A 23,033-nucleotide genomic window follows, 5' to 3' on the forward strand; every position below is an offset into this window, starting at 1 on the left:
AAAAACATTAATAGGATCAACGTACTTACTTATGAATTCTATGTTTGGTCAAGTATATTTTTTTAATTGTAATTTCATTCCATTCTCCTAAATAATATTAATATTGCATATCAATCTGTGATAACTTTTAAAAATCATTTTTTATATAATAAATCAGCTAAAAATTATTTTTTATAATAAAAATGATGTTGATAAAGTTGTTATTTTTTTGTAAAGTTCGTTATTTAATAGTTGTATGCCATTTTAAAATGTTTGAATTTTCTTCGTCTTTTTCTTTAAGGCATTAGTTACTGTGAATGATCCCTACTAAAATATGATCCAATTCTTCTAAAGAATTTTTAAATTATCTCTTATCAAACACATAGCAATATGTCTGGCGGTTACAATATTTTTATTTCTTCTTTTACCTATTATTCTTTTTGATATTTATAGTATTTACATACTTCTTCTATAATTAACTCAGGATTATATTTTCCTTATTTTTTATAACTTCTTTAAATATTGATGCAACAACAGGATAAATATAATTCGAATTTAATATATCGCTTTATAAAATTTTGATTCTATTAACAGCACCCTCTAAAGACCTTATAGAAGCTTGAAAGTTTTTTATTATAAAATTTCTAGTTTTATCATCAAATTTAGTTTTATCGAATTCATTTTTTTCAAGTAAAGCATCCAATAAAGTATTTAAATCATTATCTGTTGGAATTTTGATTTGACTCTGAAAACCCGATGCTAATCTTGTTATTATTCTGTTATCAAACAATCCCTTTAATTTTCTAATGGATATTCACTAGCAATTATTGTCGGTTTTTCATATTGTATTCTGTAATCAATTATTTGGAAATAAAATTAATTGTAGCTTTTTTGTTTCCCTCTCCAAAAATTTGAAAATCATCAAATAAAATTAAGTCACATTCAGAATAAAAACTGATTAATTTTGAAATTTTCAATTGATTATTTTCAGCCAAATAGGTTGAAATATTTCTTGTAAATTCCACTGGATTGACATATATTGTTTTTTCTTTTCTTTTTCAAATTCTAATTGAACACCTTTTAATAAATGTGTTTTTCCTAAACCTGATAAGGAAGAAATATAAATTGGATTAAATTCGCTGCTACCGTTAATAGCAAACATGCAAGCTTTAATTGCTTCTTTATTAAAATCGCTCTCAATGTAATTAGATAAAGAATATTTTTCGTTTATAGTATCATTTTTAAATCTACTTTAATATTTTTAATAAATTCATCTTCTTTATCTTTTTTATTTTTTCCACCCTAGGAGTACTTTTTTTATCTTTTTTGTTATTTTTATATTCTTCATTTGTGATTAGCTTAAAAACACAACCATATCCAAATAACTCAGAAACTATTTCAGTTATTTCATTACTATAGTGTTCATTAAAAATTTTCAACATCTCAGAATCAATGAATAAAACAATACCTAAAACAGAATTGTTCAATTCAACTAAATCTAAATTATCCAGAAAAGTTTTCAAATCATTCTGTCATTAATTTTTTCTTTAGCTAAATTTATAAATTTTTTCTTGTTTACTTCTATATTTAAACTTAATTTATTTTCCATTATTATTTAATTTTAAAATAAATAATTAAAATTCATAAAATATTGTTAATAAATGTTTTATTAAACTAATTTTACCAAACTTATTCACAGACTTTAAATCTATAAAATAAGTTAAAAGTAAGTTATCAACAGTATAATTCAATTTATTATATTTTTGTTATAAGTATGTTGTTAAAACCTGGAAAAAATAAAAATTTAATATAATTATATTTATAAAACCAAGGAGTAATATGTTTGATACAATAGCTGCTATAAGTTCAGGAAATAAAGTTAATCAACCCATTTCAATTATTAGAATTAGCGGTCCAAATACTCTAGAAATAATGAATAGAATTTTTAAAGGAAAAGTTGGAAAGGATCATGAAATAACCTATGGTCATATTATTGATGAGAACAAAAGCATAATAGATGAAGTTTTAGTAATGTGATTTGTTGGAAAAATGAACAATGATAATACTATGGTATTCAATAATTATGTAGGTGATATTTTAGTAGAAATAAATTGTCACGGTGGTATTTTGGTTACTAATCTAATCTTGGAATTAATTTTGAGTAATGGTGCTAGGCTAGCCTTACCAGGTGAATTTACTCGAAGAGCATTTTTAAATGGGAAAATGGATTTAGTTAAAGCTGAAGCTATACATGATTTAATTATGGCTAAAACAAAAAAACAAGCTAGTGCCGCAATAAAAAAATTCGATGGTAAAACATCAAATTTAATTAACGCTTTAATTAAAGAAATTGAGTATTTGATTGGTTTATGTGAAGTGAATATTGACTACCCAGAATACGACGACATTGAAAAAATCAACGATGAAATAATGAAAGAGAAGTTAACTATACTTATAAAAAAATTAATGAAATAGTAAAGCTAAGTCAAAGTTCTAGGTTGATATTTGAAGGTGTGAAAGTTGCAATTTTAGGTAAACCAAATGTAGGAAAAGTAGTTTATTAAACGCTTTACTTAATGAAGAAAAAGCGATCGTAACTGATATAGCCGGTACTACTAGAGATATAATTGAAGAAAATATTCAACTTGATGGAATTTTGTTTAAATTAATTGACACAGCTGGATTGCGTCAAACAGAAGAAAAAATTGAAAGTATTGGAATTAAAAATCTCTTGAACAAATTGAACGTGCTGACCTATTAATTCATGTTTTAGATCCTAAACAAAAAATGATCGTTTTGATTTTTTAATAAAAGAAAAGCAAATGAATTAAATAAAATTTACATTCCTGTAGCCAATAAAAAAGATATATGTAGTGATGAAGAAATAAAAAGAAGTTTGTTTGATTTAAAAATAGATAAGATTAGTTTTATTTCAGCATTAAATGGTGATATTGATGAATTAAAGACTGAAATGATTAGATTATTTAAAGACATAGATATTGAAAATGATATAATTGTGACAAACACAAGGCAGCTTTCTTAGTTCAAATAGCATTTAAAAGCCTAGTTGATGCACTTAACAGTTTAAATAATGATATGACATTTGATGTAATTATTATCGATATAACTAAAGCGTGAGAATCTCTAAAAGAGATAACCGGTGTTGCTGATAAAGAAGATTTATTGGATGCTATGTTTTCAAACTTCTGTCTTGGTAAATAAAGGAGAAAATATGAAAAATTTAAAAGTTTTAGAAGCTAGTTTTGCTACTTTAGCTTTAAAAGTGAAAAATTTACATTGGAATGTTAGCGAAGAGTTTTTACATTACACAAACAATTAGACAAATTATATGATGACGTAAATGAATTTACAGATAAATACGCAGAAAAATTAGTTATTTTAGATCATCTTGCATTAGGCTCATTTGAAGAAATGAAGGAATTCAGTTTAATCAAAGAAGTTAAATCTAAATGATTTAATGCTAAGGAAGTTAAAGAATCAGTTGTTAATGATTTAACATTAATTATTGATTATGTTCTAGCTCACAGGGATGAAGAAGAAACATGTTTAATTGATCCGTTGTATGATGAAACTTTAGAAAATTATTATTTTGACGTTGAAATTTCAAAAAAGCTTAATAGTAAATTACCTACATGTTAGGTTTTTTATTTCAATTTTTAACATTGTTAGTCTGATAAAATTAGTTTATGTCAAAAGATTTAAATAAAATATTTAATAAAGTTTACGATACTGAAGAAGCTATTGAAATTTACGCAAATTCCTTACCTAGAGTTGGTTTGTGAAATTCTGAAAGGATTTTAATTAATAAATATAAAGAAGGTAAAAAGTCTTTTTAGATCTGGGCACGGGTATTGGTAGAATTCCTTTCAATTTAGAGAATTTTGGATTTGAAAAAATCTATGCAAATGATTTATGTGAGAAATTTATTTTTATAGCCGAGTTAATAAACAGACAAGAAAAAAGGGATGATATAACCTTTTACATTTAGATTCAGCAAAGCTAACTACTGAAATTAAAGAAGGATCAGTTGATTTTGCTTTTTATAGTTTTAACGGGATAATGTGCGTCCCAACAGAAGAAAAAAGAATTAAAATATTAAGAGAAATTTATAAGGTTTTAAGTCCGAATGGTATCGCAATCATAACAGCAGCAAACAGGGATAGTAGTGAAAAATTAAAAATTCTTTATTGAAGAGCAAGCGAAATGAAACAACAATCAAAATAATAGAACTTTGGAAAAATTCGGTGATACAACATATAAATTTGATAATGTAGACGGTTTTATTAGATATACATCAATTAGTGAAATGAAACAATTTATTAGTAACACGGATTTTAAAATAATTGAATATATTTCAAGAGATGAACTTGCTGATGAAGATGAAGTTGTGAAGGAATTCGGAAATAACACAACTTTTTGGGTTTTAAAAAAATAAAATCACCAAAGGTGATTAATCAATAATATAAACATCAAAACTTGTTACTTTTTCTTTAAAAAAAGCACCAAGTTTTTTTATTTCATCTTCTGTTAATTTTAAATTTTTACAATTGTGTAAATTTATAACTCCAATATCTCATCTTAATTGATATTTATTTGATAATAAAAATCTATTAAATCTTCCATAAATCATTCACAATATTTTCATTAAATTGTAAATTTCTAAAAATTCCACCGATATTAATTTCAAAAATTCTGTCATTAAACTTTAAAATATTAAAATCAAATGATAGATCTAAGTCTTTTGCTGTTTTATAAATTTTTATTTCATCTAACATTGTTTATCCTCCAAAACTTTATTGATATGATTATAAATTTCATCAGAAATTTCTTTATTTTTAATGCATAATCTATATTGGCTTTAATAAAACCAGAAATACTTCCTAAATCATAACGAGTACCCTTAAATTCGAAAGCATAAATTTTTTCATACTTCATAACTCTTTTGAAAGCATCAACAACTTGTATTTCTCCATTTACACTGGGTTTTGTATTTTTTAAATAATCTAAAATTCTAGGGTTAAATACATAACGTCCTAAAATAGCTTTATTTGATGGTGCTTCGTGAAGATGAGGTTTTTCTACCGCATCTTTTATTTCAAAATAATTATTATCTCTTTCACTATTATTTTTAGGTACGACAATTCCATATTTATTAACATCTTTATCTGGAACTGATTGAACTCCTAAAATATTTGCTCCATTAGTTTCATAATAAAAATCGATTAATTGTTTAATTGCAGGTTTTTCTGAATAGATTAAATCATCTCCGAGTATTACGGCAAAAGGTTCATCATCAATGTAATCATAAGCACATGCCAAAGCATGTCCTAAACCAAGTTGTTCTTCTTGTATAACAACCGAAATTACAGCTTCCTTATTTGTTTCTTTAACTACCTTTAACAATTCTTTTTTGCATTTGACTCTTAATTCATTTTGTAAGTCTTGATCTACAGAAAAATATTTAACTATATCTTTTTTCTGAAACTTGTAATCAAAATAATTTCTTCAATATCAGACTGAATAGCCTCGTCAACAAGATAATCAAGTGCGGGTTTATTTAAGATAGGAAGCAATTCTTTAGGAGTACTTTTTGTATAGGGTAAAAATCTTGTTCCTCAACCAGCACAAGGAATAATGACTTTTTTAATTTTTTTAATTTCCATAAAATTATTATACTAATTTAGTTATTTTTAAATAATGAGAAAATTTTATACAACTTAATTATTTAATTATTAATTTGTATATTTTAATAAGCAATCGCATATAAAATCAATTATTTATATTCTTATTTTTAATTAAATTTCATTTTAACGCTCAATATAGCAAGAAGAATAAGTAATGTCATCGTGTGCTTTATAATAATTTAATTACTTTATCTAAAAAGGTTCTAATATTTTTTATTTCAAAGATTGTGTTTTTTCATAAAATTGTGAAAAACAATATTATTTTCAAATACATCAAACTCAGTAAAAAATTATCCATTTTGTATTTTTGATATCACATCTTCTTACATTTTAAATTTATCATATATAAATTAATATATTAAGAATGTGAATTTAAATGAATTTAACATTAATATTTAATATTAAAATATTTTAATCACTCCTTGATTGTGTCTTGACCATCATGACAAGTTTCGATTAAATAAGTTTTATGATTTTCGTATTCCTGTAGTCCACGGTAATAAAAGTATTTTTTTGTGCCTTCAATAATAAAAGGAACAATATTATTTTTTAAACATTCCTTAAATGCAATTAATCTACCTACTCTACCATTGCCATCTTGAAAAGGGTGAATTATTTCAAATTTATAATGAAAATCAACAATATCTTCTAATGTTATAGTTTTAATACTGTTATATTTTTTTAAAAGATTTTTGATATCTTTTTGGACATTTTGTGGATCAGAAGTTTCTATGTCGCCTATTATGTTAGGTCTAGTTTTATAATCTCCTATTTTAATTCAAGGTATATTTTCTGCTTTAGTAGCTCTTTTGATCAAGTAATGCAATGTTTTTATAAATTCTTCAGTTAAATCATTTTCAGCATTTTGAATGCAAAAATCTATCGCTTTAAAATGATTTGTTGTTTCGATAATATCATCAATATTTCATGAATTTTCACTAGTCAGTGTTCTTGTTTCGTATATTAGTTTTGTTTGCTCTTCATTTAATGTACTACCTTCAATATGATTAGAGTTATAGGTCAGTAAAATTTGCAATTTATGATACAATCCACCCTTGATTTTAGATTTCATTTCCTCATTTAAAATGTTTAATATTTTATTGGTTGATATAACTCTACAAATTTCATTTTCATTGCAACAAAAATAATCGCATAATTTTTTAATAACAGATTTAGCAATTTTTTCATTTTTTGAAATTTTAGCGATTGTTTTAGATGAAATATTTAGTGTTTTACTAAATCTGATTTATTTATATTTTTATTTGATATTAATTTTAATAATCCGAAATAATCATATATCTTGTTCATTTCTTTACTTATTTTATTAAATTTTCCCCAAAAGTAAAGATTTATTGATTTAATCGCATAATTTAGTAAAGATCTGAATAAAATTTATTAATTAACATCAAGATTTTATGACACAAACTTAGTTTTTATACTCAAATAATCTATCTAAATAGAAATAAAATAACCAGTTTTACAAAACTCATTTTTTTATTAAAAAAATTCTTAATAGTATAATTAATACTAATTAAGGTAGGAGTAATATGTTAAACATTAAATTCATTCTTGAAAACGAAGAAAAAGTTAGAAGTGGTTTATTAAAAAGAGGGTTTGAAATTGAGATTTTTGACGAAGCAATTTCTTTAGCTAAAGATCGTGGTCAAACAATGTTTGCTAGTCAACAAAAGAAAGCTGAATTAAGTAAATTTTCACAACAATTTTCCGAATTTAAATCTGATAAAGAAAAATTAAACAATTGCAAGAAGAAGTTAAGAAAATTAAAGAAGAACAACTTAATCTTGAAGAAAAAACAAAAAATCTTAACGAAAGATTAAATGAATTATTATTAAAAATTCCTAATCTTCCTCTAGATGAAGTGCCTGAAGGTGTTGATGAAACAACAAATGTTGTCTTAAGAACAAGAGATAAAATAGGACGTGGTTTGGTTTCTGGTGTATTACCACATTATGAAATAGCCGAAAAATTAAAATTATTTGATTTAGAAAGAGGCGCTAAATTAAGCGGTTCAAGATTTGTTTTATATACAAATTATGGTGCAAAATTATGTCGTGCTTTAATGAACTTTATGTTAGATTTACATGAAACTAAAGGTTATACTGAAATTTTACCACCGGTATTAGTTAAATCAGAAATGTTGTATGGTACAGGACAGTTACCAAAATTTAAAGAAGACTTATTTAGTATTAATGATTGAAACTTATACTTAATTCCAACTGCTGAAGTTCCTCTAACAAATATCCACAATAACGAAATTATCGACTTAACAACACCAATTAGAGTTACTGGTTTTACTGAATGTTTTAGAAGTGAGTCAGGAAGTTCAGGTAAAGATACGAAAGGAATTATTAGACAACACCAATTCAAAAAAGTTGAATTAGTTAAAATAACTTCTGAAAAAGATGGTATTAAAGAGTTTGAAATGATGCTTGAAGATGCAAAAGATGTTCTTGAAAAACTAGAAATACCATATAGAGAGTTATTATTATGTACAGGTGATTTAGGGTTCTCATCAAGAAAAACAATAGATTTAGAATTGTGACTACCTAGTGAAATGAGATTTAGAGAAGTTTCAAGTGTAAGTTACATGGGTGATTTTCAAGCAAGAAGAGCCATGATTAGATATAGAGATGAAAATAATGAAACTCAATATGCGCACACAATGAATGGTTCAGGTTTAGCAATTGATAGAATTTTAGCTGCTATTTTAGAAAATTATCAAAATCCTGATGGAAGCCTAACAATTCCAAAAGTATTGGTTCCATATATGAATGGGTTAGAAATTATTAAATAGTATGAAATGCACTAAGGTGCGTTTTTTATTACCTTTAACTACTTTCTATAGTATAATAATTTTAAATATTTAAAAGATTTTTTGATGTCTTTTTTATATTTAATATTTAATTTAATAAAATTTATTTTGTTTTATAATTTATAAGCTTATTTTAGAAATTTTTAAGGAGATAAACATGAGTAAAAGAACTTATCAACCTAACAAACGTAAACACGCAAAAGTTCACGGTTTTAGAGCTAGAATGAAAACTTCAAATGGTAGAAAAGTTTTAGCAGCAAGAAGAGCTAAAGGTAGAAAATACTTAACTGTTTCTGACAAATAGTTAGTTTAAAATGAAGAGAAAATATCGGCTAAAGAAGAATTGAGAATTTGAAAGTGTAATACTTTCTAAATTACAAATTTCTAATAAAATGGCTGTTATTCACTACGTTCAACATTCAAATGTTAAAATTGGGATTACAGTTCCAAAAAAATTTGAGAAAGCAGTTGGACGAAATTTTTATAAAAGACAAATGCGTGCCATTTTACAAAGCTTTAATATAAATGATTTGAAATATAAAATTGTAATAATTGTGAGAAAAAATTTTATAACTGAAGAAAATTTTGAATTAAAGCAAAAAATGGTGCATAAATTATTGGAACAATTGTTAAATGAGCAAAATTAAAAGTCATTTAAGATCAGAAAAGTTTAATTATTTTACCGAAGGTCAAGACCCAAAAGAAAAACGTAAATCAAAATTAAAGAAAATATGACGTTGAACAAAGATTCTATTGTATGTTCTTATTTTTGGTATTACTTTAACAGGGTGTGTGCAATCCTTTGTTATACCTTCAAGTACAACTACAGGTAACGCAATTGAAATTTATCTAGATAAAGATAAAGTTGCCCCCCATGTTACAACATTAAAAGTTGATAAAGAAAATGTCTCTTCAACAACTGGTGAAGGCGAAAATAAAACTACTACTAATTTAAGTTTTGAAGTTATTAAAATTGATGACTTGATTAACAGACACATAACAGACAAAGAAGTAATAAGTGAATTAAGAGATAAAACAAATAAAGAAAAAGGTGAATATGGAAAATATGATACATATTCATCAGCTATAAGTATTTACACAAATAGCGATAAACAATATTTAGGTGAAAAACCTGAAAGTTATTTATATTCTAAAAATGGAAATTACTTATTTATGAGTGAAACATCTAAAGAATATAATCCAATCAATACTTTCACAAATATTTATCTTGTAGCTCAAGCTGGTGTTATTGACGAAAAAACTAAACAATTAAAACCAGCAGGTGCATCAAATATTCTTTTAGAATTTGGTGATCATGGAAGAGTTATTGGTTTTACAGGGCTAGCACAAGTTTCAAACGATTTTATTGGTGCTAAAGATAAATTCGCAAGAGATGTTTTACAAACATTCTATAATGAAACTATTGCAAAATGAAATTTTGGTGAATATTTAAATGGTTTAACACCATCCGAGTTTATTAAAATTGAAATTTATGACAAAATTGCTAATGGTGAAATTCCAGAATTATCAAAAATTCAATATGATATTCTAAATAAATATAATTCAGTTATTAGTTCATACTTATCTGCTGCCAATATCGGTTATAACAATGAACAATTAATAACATTTAGTTCATTTGTAGTTAAAAAAGATAATGATAAGGACAAAGATAAAGAATCCTCAACAACATCTGCACCTTCAATTGAAAACAAAACATTAGAATTATCAATAAATAGAACTGAATGAGAAAATAATAATAAATTTAAAGTTTATGACGCTATAAAATCTTCAGCTCTAACTTACTCAGGTGATAGACCTCAAAAAGTTCTTACAACATGATCAGATTCTTGAGCTTTAGGTCCTTTTTATGGATTATTTGTTTATCCATTAGCAGCTTTAATGCAAAGTATGTCGATAATAACCCCTGTCTGAGCAGGTTGAGGAACAATTTGAATTATTGTTTTTGCTGTTGTTGTCACAAAATCAATTGCATTAGCTATTTCATTCAAATCTAGATTTTCACAATCTATCCAAGATGATTTAAGAATTAAAAAAGCAGCTATCGAAGCTAAATATAAAGGTTTTGAAAATAATAAACAAATGAAAATACGTAAGAGCCAAGAACTTAGCGCGTTATATAGCAAAAATAATATTAACCCTATGGATTCTATGGCTAACATGATAATTACGATGCCAATATTTTTAGCTATTTGAAGAGCTTTACAAATTACACCAGAAATTAAATCTACCATTTGATTAACAATTAACTTCGCTTCTACCTCGTGACAAAAATTGTTTGAAGGTTACTGACCTTACTTAATTCTTATTGTTACAGCGGTTGCTGTTCAAGTAATATCTCAAGTTTTACCTAGAATTCTTAATAGAAAGAAAGAAAACCAAAGATTGACAGCAGATCAAAAAGAAGCAATTAAAAAATCAGAAAAAACTCAAAGAATCACAATGATAGTCTTCTTATTCTTTACAGTAGCGTTCACGGCTGGAGTTCAAATATACTGAATCGCTTCAGGAATTTGAACAATCCTTGAAACAATAGCTATTCACTGATTGAAAAAGACGAAGTGATACAGATTGTCATATTCTAAGAAATTTAAAAAATAACAGCAAGTTTATACTTGCTGTTTTTTTATCATTAAAAATCAAGAATTTAATTATTACCATTTTTTAAAAATAAAAAAAACAGCGGCGCCCTATTTTCACCTTTCGGCTATCGTCGGCACTAAGAGGCTTAACTACTGAGTTCGGAATGGTATCAGGTGATCCCTCTTGCTATAACCACTGATAATATGATAACATGTTTTATAATTTTTCCAAGTATTTTTTTTATTTTTTTAGAATATTTTTTGAATAAGGAATTTTTACACCCTCAAAGTCGAAAAACTCAATATTTTCTTTATTAAAAGCTTCAATTACTTTCAATTCAGGTTCTTCATCATCTATTAAAATTCATATAGAGCCATTCTCTTTGTATATTTCATCTACCAAAAAACCAATTTCGTTAAAATTATCAAAATGCTTATTTTCAAATCTTGTCTTAAAAAGTTGTTTCACAAAACTTCTTTTAATTTTTTTAACAATCTCTCTTTCACTTTTAACTAATAATTGTATATATATTTTATCATTTCCAATCTTAAAAAATGGTAGTATGCTATCTGATATAACATCACGTCTTAAAGAGATTTCTCCTTTATTTTCATTTAATAAAGAGATAAAGTCTATCCAATTCATCGATAATTTTAATGGATATAGGTTTTCTAACTCTTGATTAAAAAACTTTTTCTCTAAGAGAACACCAGAAATAGAATATAGCACATTTCTCTCATTTAAATATTGTGCAATAGCTTTAATGCTTTGTACAGGATTCTTTTGATTCATATTAAAATTTTAATCTATTATTTTATGATTGTAAATTAAATATTATTATTAGTTTAATAATAATTAACCTTTTTTACAAAATAATTAACTTAAATGTAAAATCAACCATTATTTTTTTAATTTTGTAGATAAAATTAATACTATATAATTTTAAAAATATATTTTAAATATTAGATTTGAGGTGAAAATGGCAAAAAAACAAAAATCATTTTTTGAGAAATTAGCTGAAAAAAATGATAAACATTTAGAAAGAACTAAACCAAAAATTATTAAAAAAAGAAATACTAAAGCATATGTAATATTAGGTCTTTTAGGTGTTGTTGTAGCTACTTCTATTGCAGTCCCAGTGACTGTTAATACAGTAAAGGTAAATTACACACCAGCATTAAAAGATACAGATAAGGTTCTTGAATTTATTAAACCTGATAATTCAAAAACACCAATTAACGTTAAAGACATTATTGGCAAATTAGAAGCGAATAAAAATATAAATAGTGAGAATACAGAAAAAATATATAAAGAAGCAATTTTTTATCTATATGAACAAGAAGTTAAAGCATCTAAAGAATTTCAACGTTTATGAAACGAATCCCTTTATCCTGGGGACACCGAGAGAACTGATATTGCACTAAAGACCCTAGATGAAGTTAGAAAAGAACAAGAAAATAAAATTAAAGATCTAAAAAGACAAATTCAAGCAGGATATGGTTTTGATAATTGAGAAAAACAATTTAATTCAGTTATAACAAGTGAACAATATGGTAATTCTTCAACTGAACAAGAAGCGGTTGATTATTTGATTATTAAAAGCATTGAAAAAGACGCCTTAAGAAAATTTACTATTGAATCTTCAAATAATTCACTATTTAAAAGCCAAAAAGACGTTAATAGAGTTGCGATGCGTGATATTTATTATGTTGATCAAAACAATAATAATGTTGTTGATGAAACTACTGGAAAACCTAAAGTTATGTTCCATAAAGGTGACAAAGTATTTACTCAATTTGTTGAAGGCAAGAATTATTTTGTTGACCAGAATTCAAATAAAATTACATTATTAAAGTCAAGTAGCTTTGTTTTTGAAAATTGAAATACAATTTTAGATTATTTCAAAGAATTTAATAAATTAAACAAGAATTTTGTTGTAAGTACATTTACAATTCCTGGTGTTTTAGAAAATTCTGTTACAGGCTCATTCAAAGTTGATAAAAATCAATATCTTCAATTTTTAATTAATTCTTTAATAGAGGATGAATTAGTACCTAATTACACATTAATTCAAAAGTTTGAAAAATTAGAATATTATTTATTGGAAAATGATCTAATTTCTAACAAAGCCAAAAGTAATTATGAAAATTATCTAAAACTTCTTTCTATTGATAGTTCTGAAGTGAAAGAAAATTTAGGTTCATTAGGTATTCAAAATTATTTAACTTTGGCTAAAAATAAAGATATGGCATATGCATTGAGTACAATGACAAATATTTTTGAAAACAAAGAACATAAACTGCCAAGTATAGAATTAAATAAATTATTTAACTTTAAGTTTGCTGAAAAAACAGAAATTAGAATTCAATCTCTTAAAGATGAAATTCAATCACTAAAAGAATCTGATTCATATAAAAATGGTTCTAGAGAAGAAAAAATCGCTGTTAAAAATAAAATTATCGATAAAGCTTCTGAAATAATCAGCATCATGGAAGGTGAAATAACTTCGATGACTGATTTGGAATTTAGTCAAAAAATATCTGAAATTTATAACAATGCATTATCATTGAATGTAAATGGAAAAAACTTCTATTCTATAGTTTATTCAATAGAAGGAATGAATAATGCAAAATTAATACCAACCTCCACAGGTTTAACAATATTTAAGTTTGATGAAGTGACAGATTATGAAAAATTAATGAAATTGGTTAAATACGATTTAAATGCTGTCGCTAATGATAAAACACCATACTTCAATTCACTTGATGTTATCAACGATGAATTAAAAAACAAAAATATTATTTTAGAAAAAATGTTGAAAGACAAAGATTTTAATGAATACCTTAAATCAAATAATAAGTTATCTTCAACCAAAAATTCATTCACTGACGAAGATATTCAAAATACAATTATTTCAAATGAAGTATTAATTAATGGAAACAAACAAACTGAAGTTATAAATATATATTCAAAAGCAAATGACTGAATTAAAGAGCTGGTAAATAAAGGGTCAATTTACAATATTTCTCTTATAAATGGTAAAGTATATATTGATTATGATAAAAAATCAGAAACAACTAACTTATCAGAAAAAGAGTTTGGTGAAATTTTATATCACCAATTAAATGAGTATTTAAATGTAGATAAAGGAGAAGAAAAATAATGAATAAGGCGAAATATTTATTATCATCTGTTCTTTTAACCCTACCTGCCTTAGCAGTTGTTTCTTGTGGTAGAGTAGAAAATTCAATTGAAAAAACAAAACAAGACGAGCAATTCAAAAGTAATGAGATTAAAACTATTGCCGAAAATTTATGAACTGAAAGAGTATTATTAGATTTATATAAAGATGAGAATAATGATGTTAAATCATTGTCTGAATATTTAAATAATAAATCTTCAAAATTCTATAAAGATGCTCTCTTAGCCTTTAATATATATGCTTCATCTAATTTATCAAAAGATCCAAATTTCTTTGTTAAGTTGTATGCAGAATGAAATAAAAAAGGATGATTAACCAAAGAAGAACAAAAAGTTATATCACCTTATAACATTCCCACAGTAAAACCTGGTGAACAAGTATTTGAGTTGATTTATAAAAATGGTAAAACAGAGGTTAATAAAACCATCAACAATTCTCTTTTAATATTAAAATACTTTTCAATAAATAACGAAGATATGCTTAAAAAACTCGATTCTAATTATGAATCTAATAAAAATAAGTATGATTTAAATTATTTCAATTTAATTAGTTACATTTTAGATAGTAAACCATACCAAGTTTGAGAATATGAAGAAACAAACAAAACAAACATTTATGTAGCTAGACAAAAAATAATTGCTTCAACCAAAGATTTTCTTGAGTTGCTATCCGATAAATATGATTTAAATTATAAAGCAACAGAAAACGAAAAACTTTTACCAGCAAGAGAATTTTTAACAGATTTTGGTGGTTATAAGGGTATTGTAGTTAACGATGCGTCAAAATACAATTTAGATTATTCATATTCAAAATTAATCAATAAAAATGCTAATGCTGTTATTGATGGATTTTACTCAAACGACTCAAACAAGAAAATTGTTCCTGTCAATGAAGATGGTAAATTAAGCACAACCATACCTCTTTATAATGATGATTCTAAAAAACTTAAAGCATCATATGTTGTACAAATTGTACCTACTGTAAAAGAAATTTCAAAAGAAGAAAATGGTTCAAGCAAAACTGAAAAGATATTATCATTTGAAAATTCAATTTTTGAAAATAAACTTACTGAATTAATGATTGTACTAAGCTTTAGCGACAGTTCATTAATCAACAAAGCAATAAGTTCATTTAAAAAGATTGGTTATAAATTGGAACCAATCTATGAAATTCTAGTAGAAACTCTTAAAGGAAGCGATTTTATTTAGTATTTATGGATGTATTTAAAAAAATTATTGATAGAGAAATTCCGGCAACAATTATATATGAAGATGATATTGTCATTGCATTTCTTGATGCATATCCAGAAAAGCCTGGGCATTTCTTAGTTGTGCCTAAAAGTGAATCAAAGAATATTATCGAGAATACAGATGAAGAATTTATGCATGCAATGAAAGTGGTCAGAAAGCTTATAAATGAAAGACTTATAAAAAATGGTATTTCAGATTTTAAGATCCAAGTTAATACAGGTTCTAAGGCTGGACAAACCGTTTTCCACACTCATATTCATGTTGTTCCATTCAAATAGTCTTGTGACTATTTTTTTTATAAAAATTTTCTTAAAAAAAATTTTTTAGTATAATAAAAAGGTAAAAAATAACATTTATAATGTTTTTTACTATTAAAAATTAACTTTTTTTATTCAGAGAGGTAACAATGCTAAAAGAAACAACAAAACAAGAATTGGGTAATGAATTAAAAAGTGGGACAAAATTATTAGTATTCCACGCTACTTGATGTGCTCCATGTAGAATGTATAAAAATTCGCTAATTGAATTAAGTGAAAAAAACGGAATTGAAGTTTACAGAGTAGACATTGATAAAGATAAAGATTTTGCACTTGATATGGGTGTTCAATCAATCCCAGCAACTTTTGTATATAAAGATGGTGAAAGAGTTAAAAACTTCTTAGGATACAGACCATACGAACAATTAGTTGAAGAACTCAAAACATTATAATAAGCTATAGGAAACTATAGTTTCTTTTTTAAAGAAAGTAAAAAGAAAAGCAACCTCAGTTGCTTTCCGATATTATTTAATAAATATATATGAGAGTAAACTATGGATTTACTATGCTATACACAATAATTATAAATAATAGACATGAAATATATAAATAATTTTGAATTGAATAAAAAGTTTTTATACTAAAGAAAAAAATATATAAATAATGTTTTTTTGTATTATGAACAATAAACAATGGTTAATTGGAATAATTTAAGCGAAATTTGCTGCATACTGCATTCCAAACAATATGCAATAAAATTATACTACAATTTTAATTTATAAAAAATTTAATAAAATAATGATATGCAAAATATTCTAAATGCTATAAACGATAAAATTGTAAAAGATCGTAAAAAACTCAAAAAATACAAATTGGTTGATAAACTCATAAGTTTAAGTATAGCTATATTAAACATCACAGCAGTTGTGTTAGCATTTATAGCTTTAATTAAAATATTAAATATTATTAAGCTAGAAAACTCTTATGAGTGATATCAAAAGACTTCATTGGTTTTAATTCTTTGTTTAGTTATTATGATTATTTTTGGTTTTGTTTTAACAATCATTATAGAAATATATAAATATAACGCTAGAACAAATGAATATAAGAAATATTTAGAGACCATCAAAGATTTATATGTTAAACACTCATCAGGAATTATTGGTGACGAAGAATTAAATGAATTTATTGATCTTCTATGAAAAAACGCAAATCAAAAACATAAAATTATTGTTGCTAACGTAGTTAAAGAACAATTAAAGAAAGGTAATAAATAATGTTCGATGCATTAAGAGAATCGAAAAAAACTATATCTAAAACCAAAAAACAAATTTTCATTTATGGTTTCTTTTATTACATGTTGAATTTTATAACTATAATATCAACCTTTATTGTTGGCACAATTGCAATCATATTTTTAGCTGGTGCATCTAAGTATTATGGTGATTCAATAAACCCTTACAAAAGCTGATTGAATTTAGATTCAAACTATGTTCTAACCACTACAATAATCAATGCTATTCTTAGTTTATTCTCAGGTATAATTTCATTTTTCTTAGTAAATACTAAATTTATAGAAAAGAAATCATTGTTAAATAAATTGAATATGGAAATGATGATTTATGAAGAAAAGAAATTCTACTATGGTAATAAAAAACGTGCAGATAGAGACTATATATTGTATAAAAGAGTCTTTTATTTAGCTAATAAGGAAAAATTTGACAGAGAGGAGATGATTGAATGAGAAAAGCAAAATTAAAAGCTAAATCTGCATCATTAAGTAATGAGAAAAAATATAAATCTGTATTAAAAAAATATTTGGTAAGTAAATTTTTCTTTATTTTTTTAAGTGTTTTAACATTAGTTGTATCTTCGGCCATAATCATTTTGAACTTATATTCAATTAGATTCAACGAATATCCATTACAAACTATGATATATTTTGTAAGTATACCTTTTATATCAGTTGTTGTAACTTTATTAATTTCAATCCAATCATTTTTTAATGTCACTGATAAAATTTCAGTATTGGAAGAAAATATAAATACAAATATTAAAAGAATAGAGAAATACAAAGAAAACAATGAAATAACTAGAGAAGATATTGACGAGCTAATGAAAACTTTTTAATAACAAATTGACAAAAGTCAATTTTTTTATATTTAAAAAATCACAGTAATGTGATTAATTAAATAATTCAGTTTTGTAGTTTGAACCATATATTTGTTTAAGCTTTTCTTTAAATGACATCTTTTGATGTGGATATCTACTTTTATCACTTCCATCAATTAAGTTAAATGGGTATCCTTGAATACCATTAATTTCATTGAAAAAACTTCTTTCAATACTGAACGGAACAATTGAATGTTCATAAAGAGTTATATTTTCACCTTTTTTATTCATTCATATTATACTTCTATTACCACTACCGAAATATACTCCTATTGGTAAACCTTCTTGGTTAATTACTAATGAACCCGAAGTACCACCCACAGTCCTATAATCAGTGTAATAGATATATCATGGACCATATTGTTTAGGAATTGTGTTATTAAACTTAATGGTTGAGTTACCGATAGTACCGTGATATTGGTGGTCTATCAAGAAAATATTATTAGGTGCACCTTTATAATTAGACTCTGCACTATATTCTTGGCCACTAGGAACAGTTGAATAAACCTTTGTGTCAAGGGTATTTCAATTTGTTAGCCCATAGCCTGCAAAATGAATAAAATCAGGTTTACTTTGGTATTTTTTATCATTTGTTAAATGTCAATCTTTTAGATATTCAGACAAGTTTTCAATATTGTTTATTGTTCAATTCGTTTTACCTTCATTGTCTACTGGTTTATTTAAGTTATTTATTAAATTATTATTAGCTCACAATGTTGTATAGTAGTCAATATTAGCATAAGGAAGATTTCAATCTTTGTTTAAATAGTTTCCCGAACTAAATCTTTGTTTGCTCTCGTTAAAGGTTTGAATGGTTTTATTTACTGACATTGCTAAAAATTCAGATCTTTGTTTTTCTTTTTTAATTGACTCAGGAGTTGTGGCAATTTCAGGATTATATCAGTTCATAAATTCATCCAAATCAATATCTCATTCTACGACTGCAAAGTCTGTAAAATAAAACTCATTATTTGGTAATCCATATCCTTCATTCATAAAATTATGGGCTAATCAGAATATTTTTGGTCAAAACTTCTCTGGTAAGAAAGTTGACACGTGTTTATAAGTGTAACCATTGTCATCAAGAATTAATCTATTAACTGAGATTAATAGTGAATTTATTGTGCTATTTTTTAATGGTTGCTTATATTCTTCGGGGTTAGATGGATTAAGTAAATTTGTTGCAACGTGATAGTTTGTTCCTAAAAATAGTTTATATTTATTGTTTTCAATTCTTTTATAATCAAGAAGTCAAAACGTACCACCACCAATTGTATTGATTTCATTAGATGGCTGTGATTCATCAATTTTTTTAAAGTTTCATAAAAATGAAAGTGATCTACGTAATATGAGTTTTAAGTAGTCAATATTTGAATTAAATTTATTCTCAGGTTGTGTTGTAGCCGAATTAAATTTATTAATTCGAGGGTTATCTCTATAATACTTTTCGACTTCTGCTAAGCTCAATGGTGCATTTTTATCATTAGTTATTTCATGACTGTTTTCATCTGCAACCTCAGTCTTAAATTTATTGATTTCAGATTCGATTTGGCTTAAATTGTGAGTATTGATAAATGAACTTATACCATCATTGTCAACGTAAGTTTTTTTTGAAATATTGAATGAAGTATATGAATTAATTAAACTTTCGATAGATGCAACCAATTCTTGTTTTTTAGCATTATTATTTGTTTGGATTGCTTTAACATCATTCAAGTAATTGTTAAGTTGTGCAATATTTGAGTTAAATGAATTTTTTAACTGCTCAAAATAATCTCTTTTTTGTTTATTTTGATTATGTTCAGTTTGTAACGAAATAAAATAGTCATTTAATTCCTTATATTTGTTAGTTAGAGATGATTTAAGTTCCCTTATTTCACGCAATTCATTAAGGATTTTATTCGTGGTATTTATTAAATTTCTTAAATTATTCAATAGATTTTTAAATGATTCAGCTTTAATTACCCAGTTACTTAAGGAATCATTGGATATAATCATGTCTTTAACTTGGGTGTCATAACTTGCAATTTTTAAGGAGTATTGGTTTAATTCGTTTAATATTTTGTTAATTTCGTTTTGTCTTAATAACAATTCCTTATCTTTTAATTCGTTAAACTTGTTAGTTAGTGAATTAATGTTTTCTAATATTGATTTGTAATTGAAATTTTCTGAATTAATAGAATTTTCAATATCAAATAAATTTTCTTGTGTAAAAGGTTTTTCAAATTCAAATTCAAAAGACATGTTTAGTTTTTTTAATTTATTTAATTTTGAGAGTAAATCTTCTTTTTGCTCATTATTACTGTTATTAGAAGAGTTATTTTTAATATTTAAATATTCGTTATAGATTAATTTGTATTTTTGCTCTAGTGAAGTTAAAACATCAAGATTTTGTTCAGAAATCAAGAAAGGATTTATTGCAGAAATAAAGGATTGCAATTCGTTATTCAATTCATTTAATTTATTTAGTAATGAATTTTGTTCTGAAGCTTCAAGTGAATTAATAAGTTCTTTTAATTCATTGAATTTGCTTTTTAATGAATCGATATTTGTAGTTATAGCGCTATATTTAGCTAGTTTTTCACTTTTTTCATTTTCAAAAAGATTACCCAAGTTTTGTAAACTTTCTTCATACCCTTTTAATGTTTTGAATGATTCAAATGTGTAACTTTCTAAATTATTGACTGAATCTAATAAGTTTGAAAAAGATTCTTTATCACTAAAATACGCATAAAAATCTTGATTTACATATGTATTGATTTTTTCTAATAATTTAATTTTTAACGCATCTATTGAGTTTTGTAATTTTTCCTTATTGTTTTTAATTTCTTTCTCAACCTTAGTTAGAAAGTCATTAATTTTGACAACTAGTTTAGTTTCAAGTTCATTTTTATATATATTTAATTGGATTAATGTTGAATTAATATCCGAATAACTTGATTCACTTAAGTTAGAAATATTATTAGAAAGTGCATTAAGTTCATTAATTAAATTTACTATCTCAGTTTTATATTCTGTGGAATCGATAGCAGACAATTTATTTAAATTCAATGTTATTGATTGTATTAAATTGTTTTTTGTTTTTGATATTATTTGTTTTTTAACTTTACTAAAAATTATTTCTAAATTTTCATGTGCATTATCATAGTGAATTTTATTCATTGCCGCATTGATACTCAAGTGAAATACTTCTATATTAGCAATATTGTTAAGATCCTCTAAAGTTTTGTTTATTAAACTATCTAAGTCTGAATAATTATAGATTTTCAACTGCTGATTTAATGTGGTTAATTCAGTTAAAGAATTATTTTTAAAATTTTGGTAAAAGTCATTAAGTTTAGCATCAATTTCACTTACTATGTCTTTAATTTGAATTGAACTTTTTTGTATATCATCTATAGTGATTTCGGATTTTAAGTTAATAAAAGCTTCATTAATTTTATTTTTTATTTCATCCTCAACTATTGGTTGATTTACATAACTTTCTTTTACTTGTTCTAATAAGCTATTAAAAAAAGCAGCATCTTTGTATAAATTATTTTTGTTATTCTTTCTACTCTTGACAGATAAATATATTGATGTAGGTATAGCAACCGCAGGTATAATCATAGCAGTTGAAGTTAATAATACAATTTTTGTTTTTTTCTTCATATAACCTCTACTTTAATTTTATTAAAAAGTACATTTTCAATAAAAAAAAGAACTCAAAAAGTTCTTCTAATTAAATTTACATAAAACATCTCAAGGTTCAATTTCAACAATTTCTGATTCAGCAGTCTTTAAGTATTTCTCATCAATGTATTTTTTATCTACTATTACGGAATAATTAAACTCATCAAATCATTTATCGGACATTGAAAAAATACCTTTTTTACCTGAGTCACTTCCTCAAGAGTTTTCTACCATTCAATTTGTAACTTTATGTTTTTTATCAATGTTAACACCAACAAATGACATAGCATGAGAAAGACCGCTTTCACGATATTGTAATCTATCTGCTTTAGTAAAATCTGATGTATCAGAGAAGATATCGTTATAGTTAAATAATTCTGTGTCCATAATACCTAATTTAGAGTTAGAATATTTTCCCACATCACATCCAAATCACACAGGATTACCATCTTCCAAAGACTTAATGGTAGCATTTTTTAACTCTTGTAGTGGAACATTAATCATTTTAACTTCATTTTTGTTTAAAACACTATATGCATATTTTAATACAAATGCACTACCGTGTTTATAAATATCTCTTGGGTCGTGAATTATGTCTACCTTATCGACAAATTCTTTACCTATAAATTTTTCAAAAAATTCAACAGGACTAATATTGTTAATTCTTTCGTATTTATTGTCTTTATCTTTATATTCAAATGAGAATTTTTGAGGTGGAACACCAAGTGATTTGCAAAGAATATCATAAATTTCACTCAAACAAGTTTCTTTTAATTTATCTATTTCAGATTTTGAACTTGATTCTCTTATTAATTTAGCATATTTTCTTAATCTTAAAGAAATTTGATCATTTAATTCGTATGTTCTTTCAGATTGAAAAGTTTCGGGCATAACTTCCTTAGGTACCACACCATATTTTAAAACCAAACTTTGAAAGTATTCTCAATAACCGCCGTCAGGGCATGGAGATGTTAAAAATTGTTGTACTAAGTGGTTTGAAACTTCTAAATGTTTTGTTAATTCTATATTGTGTAAAAAGGTATTAGCTTTTTCTAATTTATCATAGAAAGCAAGATAATTCTGAGATAGTTCGATATTTGAAACATTTAACTTTTTCATTACAATAATTCTTGCCATGTTTAATGATGCAAAAATTCAACATCTGCCACTATTTTTTTGGTTTGTTATCTCACCTTTTGCAGTTTCAACATTAAAAACAAAATTATGTTTTTTAATTGTTTCATGATTTATTGACGAAGCGTCAATTCCGTTTTTGACAATTGTATTTTCAATAATTTTACTATTCTTATTTTTGTTATATTTATTCTTAAATTGTTTTAATAATTCTTGTGTTATTTCCAT

The 23,033-nt window shown here is 25.0% G+C and carries 27 protein-coding genes, 1 rRNA gene and 3 pseudogenes; 19 read left to right on the forward strand and 12 right to left on the reverse strand.

Annotated features, from left to right (window positions below; translation table 4 throughout):
* Window positions 1–547: 547 nt before the first annotated feature.
* The 3 genes from EXC66_RS00010 to EXC66_RS00020 form a co-directional block, all read right to left on the reverse strand.
* Entirely contained in the window at window positions 548–769 is a 222-nt protein-coding gene (locus EXC66_RS00010; protein WP_165166771.1) for a DnaA ATPase domain-containing protein, read from the reverse strand.
* A 168-nt stretch (window positions 770–937) separates the two neighbouring features.
* Entirely contained in the window at window positions 938–1,210 is a 273-nt protein-coding gene (locus EXC66_RS00015) for a DnaA ATPase domain-containing protein (RefSeq protein WP_129622415.1), read from the reverse strand.
* Between the two features lie 16 nt (window positions 1,211–1,226).
* Window positions 1,227–1,502, reverse strand: a complete 276-nt coding sequence (locus EXC66_RS00020) for a hypothetical protein (RefSeq protein ID WP_129622274.1) — start codon at window positions 1,500–1,502, stop codon at window positions 1,227–1,229.
* Between the two features lie 316 nt (window positions 1,503–1,818).
* On the opposite strand from EXC66_RS00020, the gene EXC66_RS04380 reads away from it, so the two are divergent.
* From EXC66_RS04380 to EXC66_RS00040, 8 genes are all read left to right on the forward strand, one after another.
* Entirely contained in the window at window positions 1,819–2,454 is a 636-nt protein-coding gene (locus EXC66_RS04380; protein WP_223213195.1) for a P-loop NTPase family protein, read from the forward strand.
* Window positions 2,455–2,581: 127 nt separating this feature from the next.
* Window positions 2,582–2,740, forward strand: coding sequence for a GTPase (locus EXC66_RS04385; RefSeq protein ID WP_235666077.1), 159 nt, complete (start codon window positions 2,582–2,584; stop codon window positions 2,738–2,740).
* A 135-nt stretch (window positions 2,741–2,875) separates the two neighbouring features.
* The gene (locus EXC66_RS04390; protein WP_223213196.1) at window positions 2,876–3,022 is read left to right on the forward strand and encodes a hypothetical protein; all 147 of its coding nucleotides are present in this window, start codon (window positions 2,876–2,878) and stop codon (window positions 3,020–3,022) included.
* A gap of 53 nt (window positions 3,023–3,075) precedes the next feature.
* Complete coding sequence (locus EXC66_RS04455) at window positions 3,076–3,201, forward strand: hypothetical protein (protein ID WP_268812168.1); 126 nt, start codon at window positions 3,076–3,078, stop codon at window positions 3,199–3,201.
* Between the two features lie 210 nt (window positions 3,202–3,411).
* Window positions 3,412–3,639, forward strand: coding sequence for a hypothetical protein (locus EXC66_RS00030; protein WP_129622276.1), 228 nt, complete (start codon window positions 3,412–3,414; stop codon window positions 3,637–3,639).
* A 47-nt stretch (window positions 3,640–3,686) separates the two neighbouring features.
* On the forward strand, window positions 3,687–3,836 hold the full coding sequence (locus tag EXC66_RS04275; protein WP_165166773.1) for a hypothetical protein: 150 nt from the start codon (window positions 3,687–3,689) through the stop codon (window positions 3,834–3,836).
* A gap of 76 nt (window positions 3,837–3,912) precedes the next feature.
* Window positions 3,913–4,224, forward strand: coding sequence for a methyltransferase domain-containing protein (locus EXC66_RS00035; protein WP_129622278.1), 312 nt, complete (start codon window positions 3,913–3,915; stop codon window positions 4,222–4,224).
* A 7-nt stretch (window positions 4,225–4,231) separates the two neighbouring features.
* Complete coding sequence (locus tag EXC66_RS00040) at window positions 4,232–4,435, forward strand: hypothetical protein (protein WP_129622280.1); 204 nt, start codon at window positions 4,232–4,234, stop codon at window positions 4,433–4,435.
* Between the two features lie 15 nt (window positions 4,436–4,450).
* On the opposite strand, the gene EXC66_RS04395 is transcribed toward EXC66_RS00040, so the two are convergent.
* The 5 genes and pseudogenes from EXC66_RS04395 to EXC66_RS04520 all read right to left on the reverse strand — a co-directional run.
* Window positions 4,451–4,630 (reverse strand): hypothetical protein, encoded by a 180-nt coding sequence (locus tag EXC66_RS04395; protein WP_223213197.1) that lies wholly within the window; start codon window positions 4,628–4,630, stop codon window positions 4,451–4,453.
* Window positions 4,611–4,775: a hypothetical protein gene (locus EXC66_RS04400; RefSeq protein ID WP_223213198.1), complete on the reverse strand. Its 165-nt coding sequence runs from the start codon at window positions 4,773–4,775 to the stop codon at window positions 4,611–4,613. Before EXC66_RS04400 ends, EXC66_RS04395 begins: the two co-directional genes overlap by 20 nt.
* Window positions 4,769–5,663 (reverse strand): annotated as a pseudogene (locus tag EXC66_RS00050) (UTP--glucose-1-phosphate uridylyltransferase). Before EXC66_RS00050 ends, EXC66_RS04400 begins: the two are co-directional and overlap by 7 nt.
* Window positions 5,664–6,072: 409 nt before the next feature.
* Complete coding sequence (locus EXC66_RS00055; protein ID WP_197722259.1) at window positions 6,073–6,756, reverse strand: Fic family protein; 684 nt, start codon at window positions 6,754–6,756, stop codon at window positions 6,073–6,075.
* A 99-nt stretch (window positions 6,757–6,855) separates the two neighbouring features.
* Window positions 6,856–6,930: pseudogene (locus EXC66_RS04520) on the reverse strand (hypothetical protein); the annotation flags it as partial.
* 301 nt (window positions 6,931–7,231) lie between these two features.
* Between EXC66_RS04520 and serS the strand changes: the two are divergent.
* The 4 genes and pseudogenes from serS (at window position 7,232) to yidC (ending at window position 11,136) form a co-directional block, all read left to right on the forward strand.
* Window positions 7,232–8,499: pseudogene (serS, locus tag EXC66_RS00060) on the forward strand (serine--tRNA ligase).
* A 175-nt stretch (window positions 8,500–8,674) separates the two neighbouring features.
* Window positions 8,675–8,821, forward strand: a complete 147-nt coding sequence (rpmH, locus tag EXC66_RS00065) for a 50S ribosomal protein L34 (RefSeq protein ID WP_006886182.1) — start codon at window positions 8,675–8,677, stop codon at window positions 8,819–8,821.
* 10 nt (window positions 8,822–8,831) lie between these two features.
* A complete protein-coding gene (gene rnpA, locus EXC66_RS00070; protein ID WP_006886183.1) occupies window positions 8,832–9,164 on the forward strand; it encodes a ribonuclease P protein component in 333 nt (110 codons plus the stop codon).
* Window positions 9,151–11,136, forward strand: coding sequence for a membrane protein insertase YidC (gene yidC / locus EXC66_RS00075; RefSeq protein WP_006886184.1), 1,986 nt, complete (start codon window positions 9,151–9,153; stop codon window positions 11,134–11,136). The genes rnpA and yidC overlap by 14 nt, the downstream gene beginning before the upstream one ends.
* A 76-nt stretch (window positions 11,137–11,212) precedes the next feature.
* On the opposite strand, the gene rrf is transcribed toward yidC, so the two are convergent.
* Both rrf and EXC66_RS00085 read right to left on the reverse strand, forming a co-directional pair.
* A 5S ribosomal RNA gene (gene rrf / locus EXC66_RS00080) occupies window positions 11,213–11,318 on the reverse strand.
* 40 nt (window positions 11,319–11,358) lie between these two features.
* A complete protein-coding gene (locus EXC66_RS00085) occupies window positions 11,359–11,910 on the reverse strand; it encodes a hypothetical protein (protein WP_112579204.1) in 552 nt (183 codons plus the stop codon).
* Window positions 11,911–12,097: 187 nt separating this feature from the next.
* Here EXC66_RS00085 and EXC66_RS00090 point away from each other — a divergent pair, with 187 nt between their 5' ends.
* The 7 genes from EXC66_RS00090 (at window position 12,098) to EXC66_RS00120 (ending at window position 17,957) form a co-directional block, all read left to right on the forward strand.
* Window positions 12,098–14,281, forward strand: coding sequence for a HinT-interacting membrane complex protein P80 (locus tag EXC66_RS00090; protein WP_006886186.1), 2,184 nt, complete (start codon window positions 12,098–12,100; stop codon window positions 14,279–14,281).
* Window positions 14,281–15,528, forward strand: coding sequence for a HinT-interacting membrane complex lipoprotein P60 (locus EXC66_RS00095; protein WP_006886187.1), 1,248 nt, complete (start codon window positions 14,281–14,283; stop codon window positions 15,526–15,528). Before EXC66_RS00090 ends, EXC66_RS00095 begins: the two co-directional genes overlap by 1 nt.
* A gap of 5 nt (window positions 15,529–15,533) precedes the next feature.
* Window positions 15,534–15,848, forward strand: coding sequence for a histidine triad protein HinT (hinT, locus tag EXC66_RS00100; RefSeq protein WP_006886188.1), 315 nt, complete (start codon window positions 15,534–15,536; stop codon window positions 15,846–15,848).
* Window positions 15,849–15,976: 128 nt separating this feature from the next.
* Window positions 15,977–16,279 (forward strand): thioredoxin family protein, encoded by a 303-nt coding sequence (locus EXC66_RS00105; RefSeq protein ID WP_006886189.1) that lies wholly within the window; start codon window positions 15,977–15,979, stop codon window positions 16,277–16,279.
* A 351-nt stretch (window positions 16,280–16,630) separates the two neighbouring features.
* Window positions 16,631–17,104 (forward strand): hypothetical protein, encoded by a 474-nt coding sequence (locus tag EXC66_RS00110; RefSeq protein WP_006886190.1) that lies wholly within the window; start codon window positions 16,631–16,633, stop codon window positions 17,102–17,104.
* The gene (locus EXC66_RS00115) at window positions 17,104–17,586 is read left to right on the forward strand and encodes a DUF4231 domain-containing protein (protein WP_006886191.1); all 483 of its coding nucleotides are present in this window, start codon (window positions 17,104–17,106) and stop codon (window positions 17,584–17,586) included. The genes EXC66_RS00110 and EXC66_RS00115 overlap by 1 nt, the downstream gene beginning before the upstream one ends.
* Window positions 17,568–17,957 (forward strand): hypothetical protein, encoded by a 390-nt coding sequence (locus EXC66_RS00120; protein WP_112579202.1) that lies wholly within the window; start codon window positions 17,568–17,570, stop codon window positions 17,955–17,957. The genes EXC66_RS00115 and EXC66_RS00120 overlap by 19 nt, the downstream gene beginning before the upstream one ends.
* Window positions 17,958–18,011: 54 nt before the next feature.
* Here the strand turns inward: EXC66_RS00120 and EXC66_RS00125 are convergent, their stop codons facing one another.
* Together EXC66_RS00125 and EXC66_RS00130 are read right to left on the reverse strand one after the other, a co-directional pair.
* Window positions 18,012–21,650, reverse strand: coding sequence for an MIP family Ig-specific serine endopeptidase (locus EXC66_RS00125; protein ID WP_006886193.1), 3,639 nt, complete (start codon window positions 21,648–21,650; stop codon window positions 18,012–18,014).
* 66 nt (window positions 21,651–21,716) lie between these two features.
* Window positions 21,717–23,033 carry a C1 family peptidase gene (locus EXC66_RS00130; protein WP_006886195.1) on the reverse strand — a complete coding sequence of 439 codons (1,317 nt, stop codon included), beginning with the start codon at window positions 23,031–23,033 and terminating at the stop codon, window positions 21,717–21,719.

The sequence above is a fragment of the Mycoplasmopsis anatis genome (assembly GCF_900660655.1).
Classification (GTDB): Bacteria; Bacillota_I; Bacilli_A; order Mycoplasmatales; family Metamycoplasmataceae; genus Mycoplasmopsis; species Mycoplasmopsis anatis.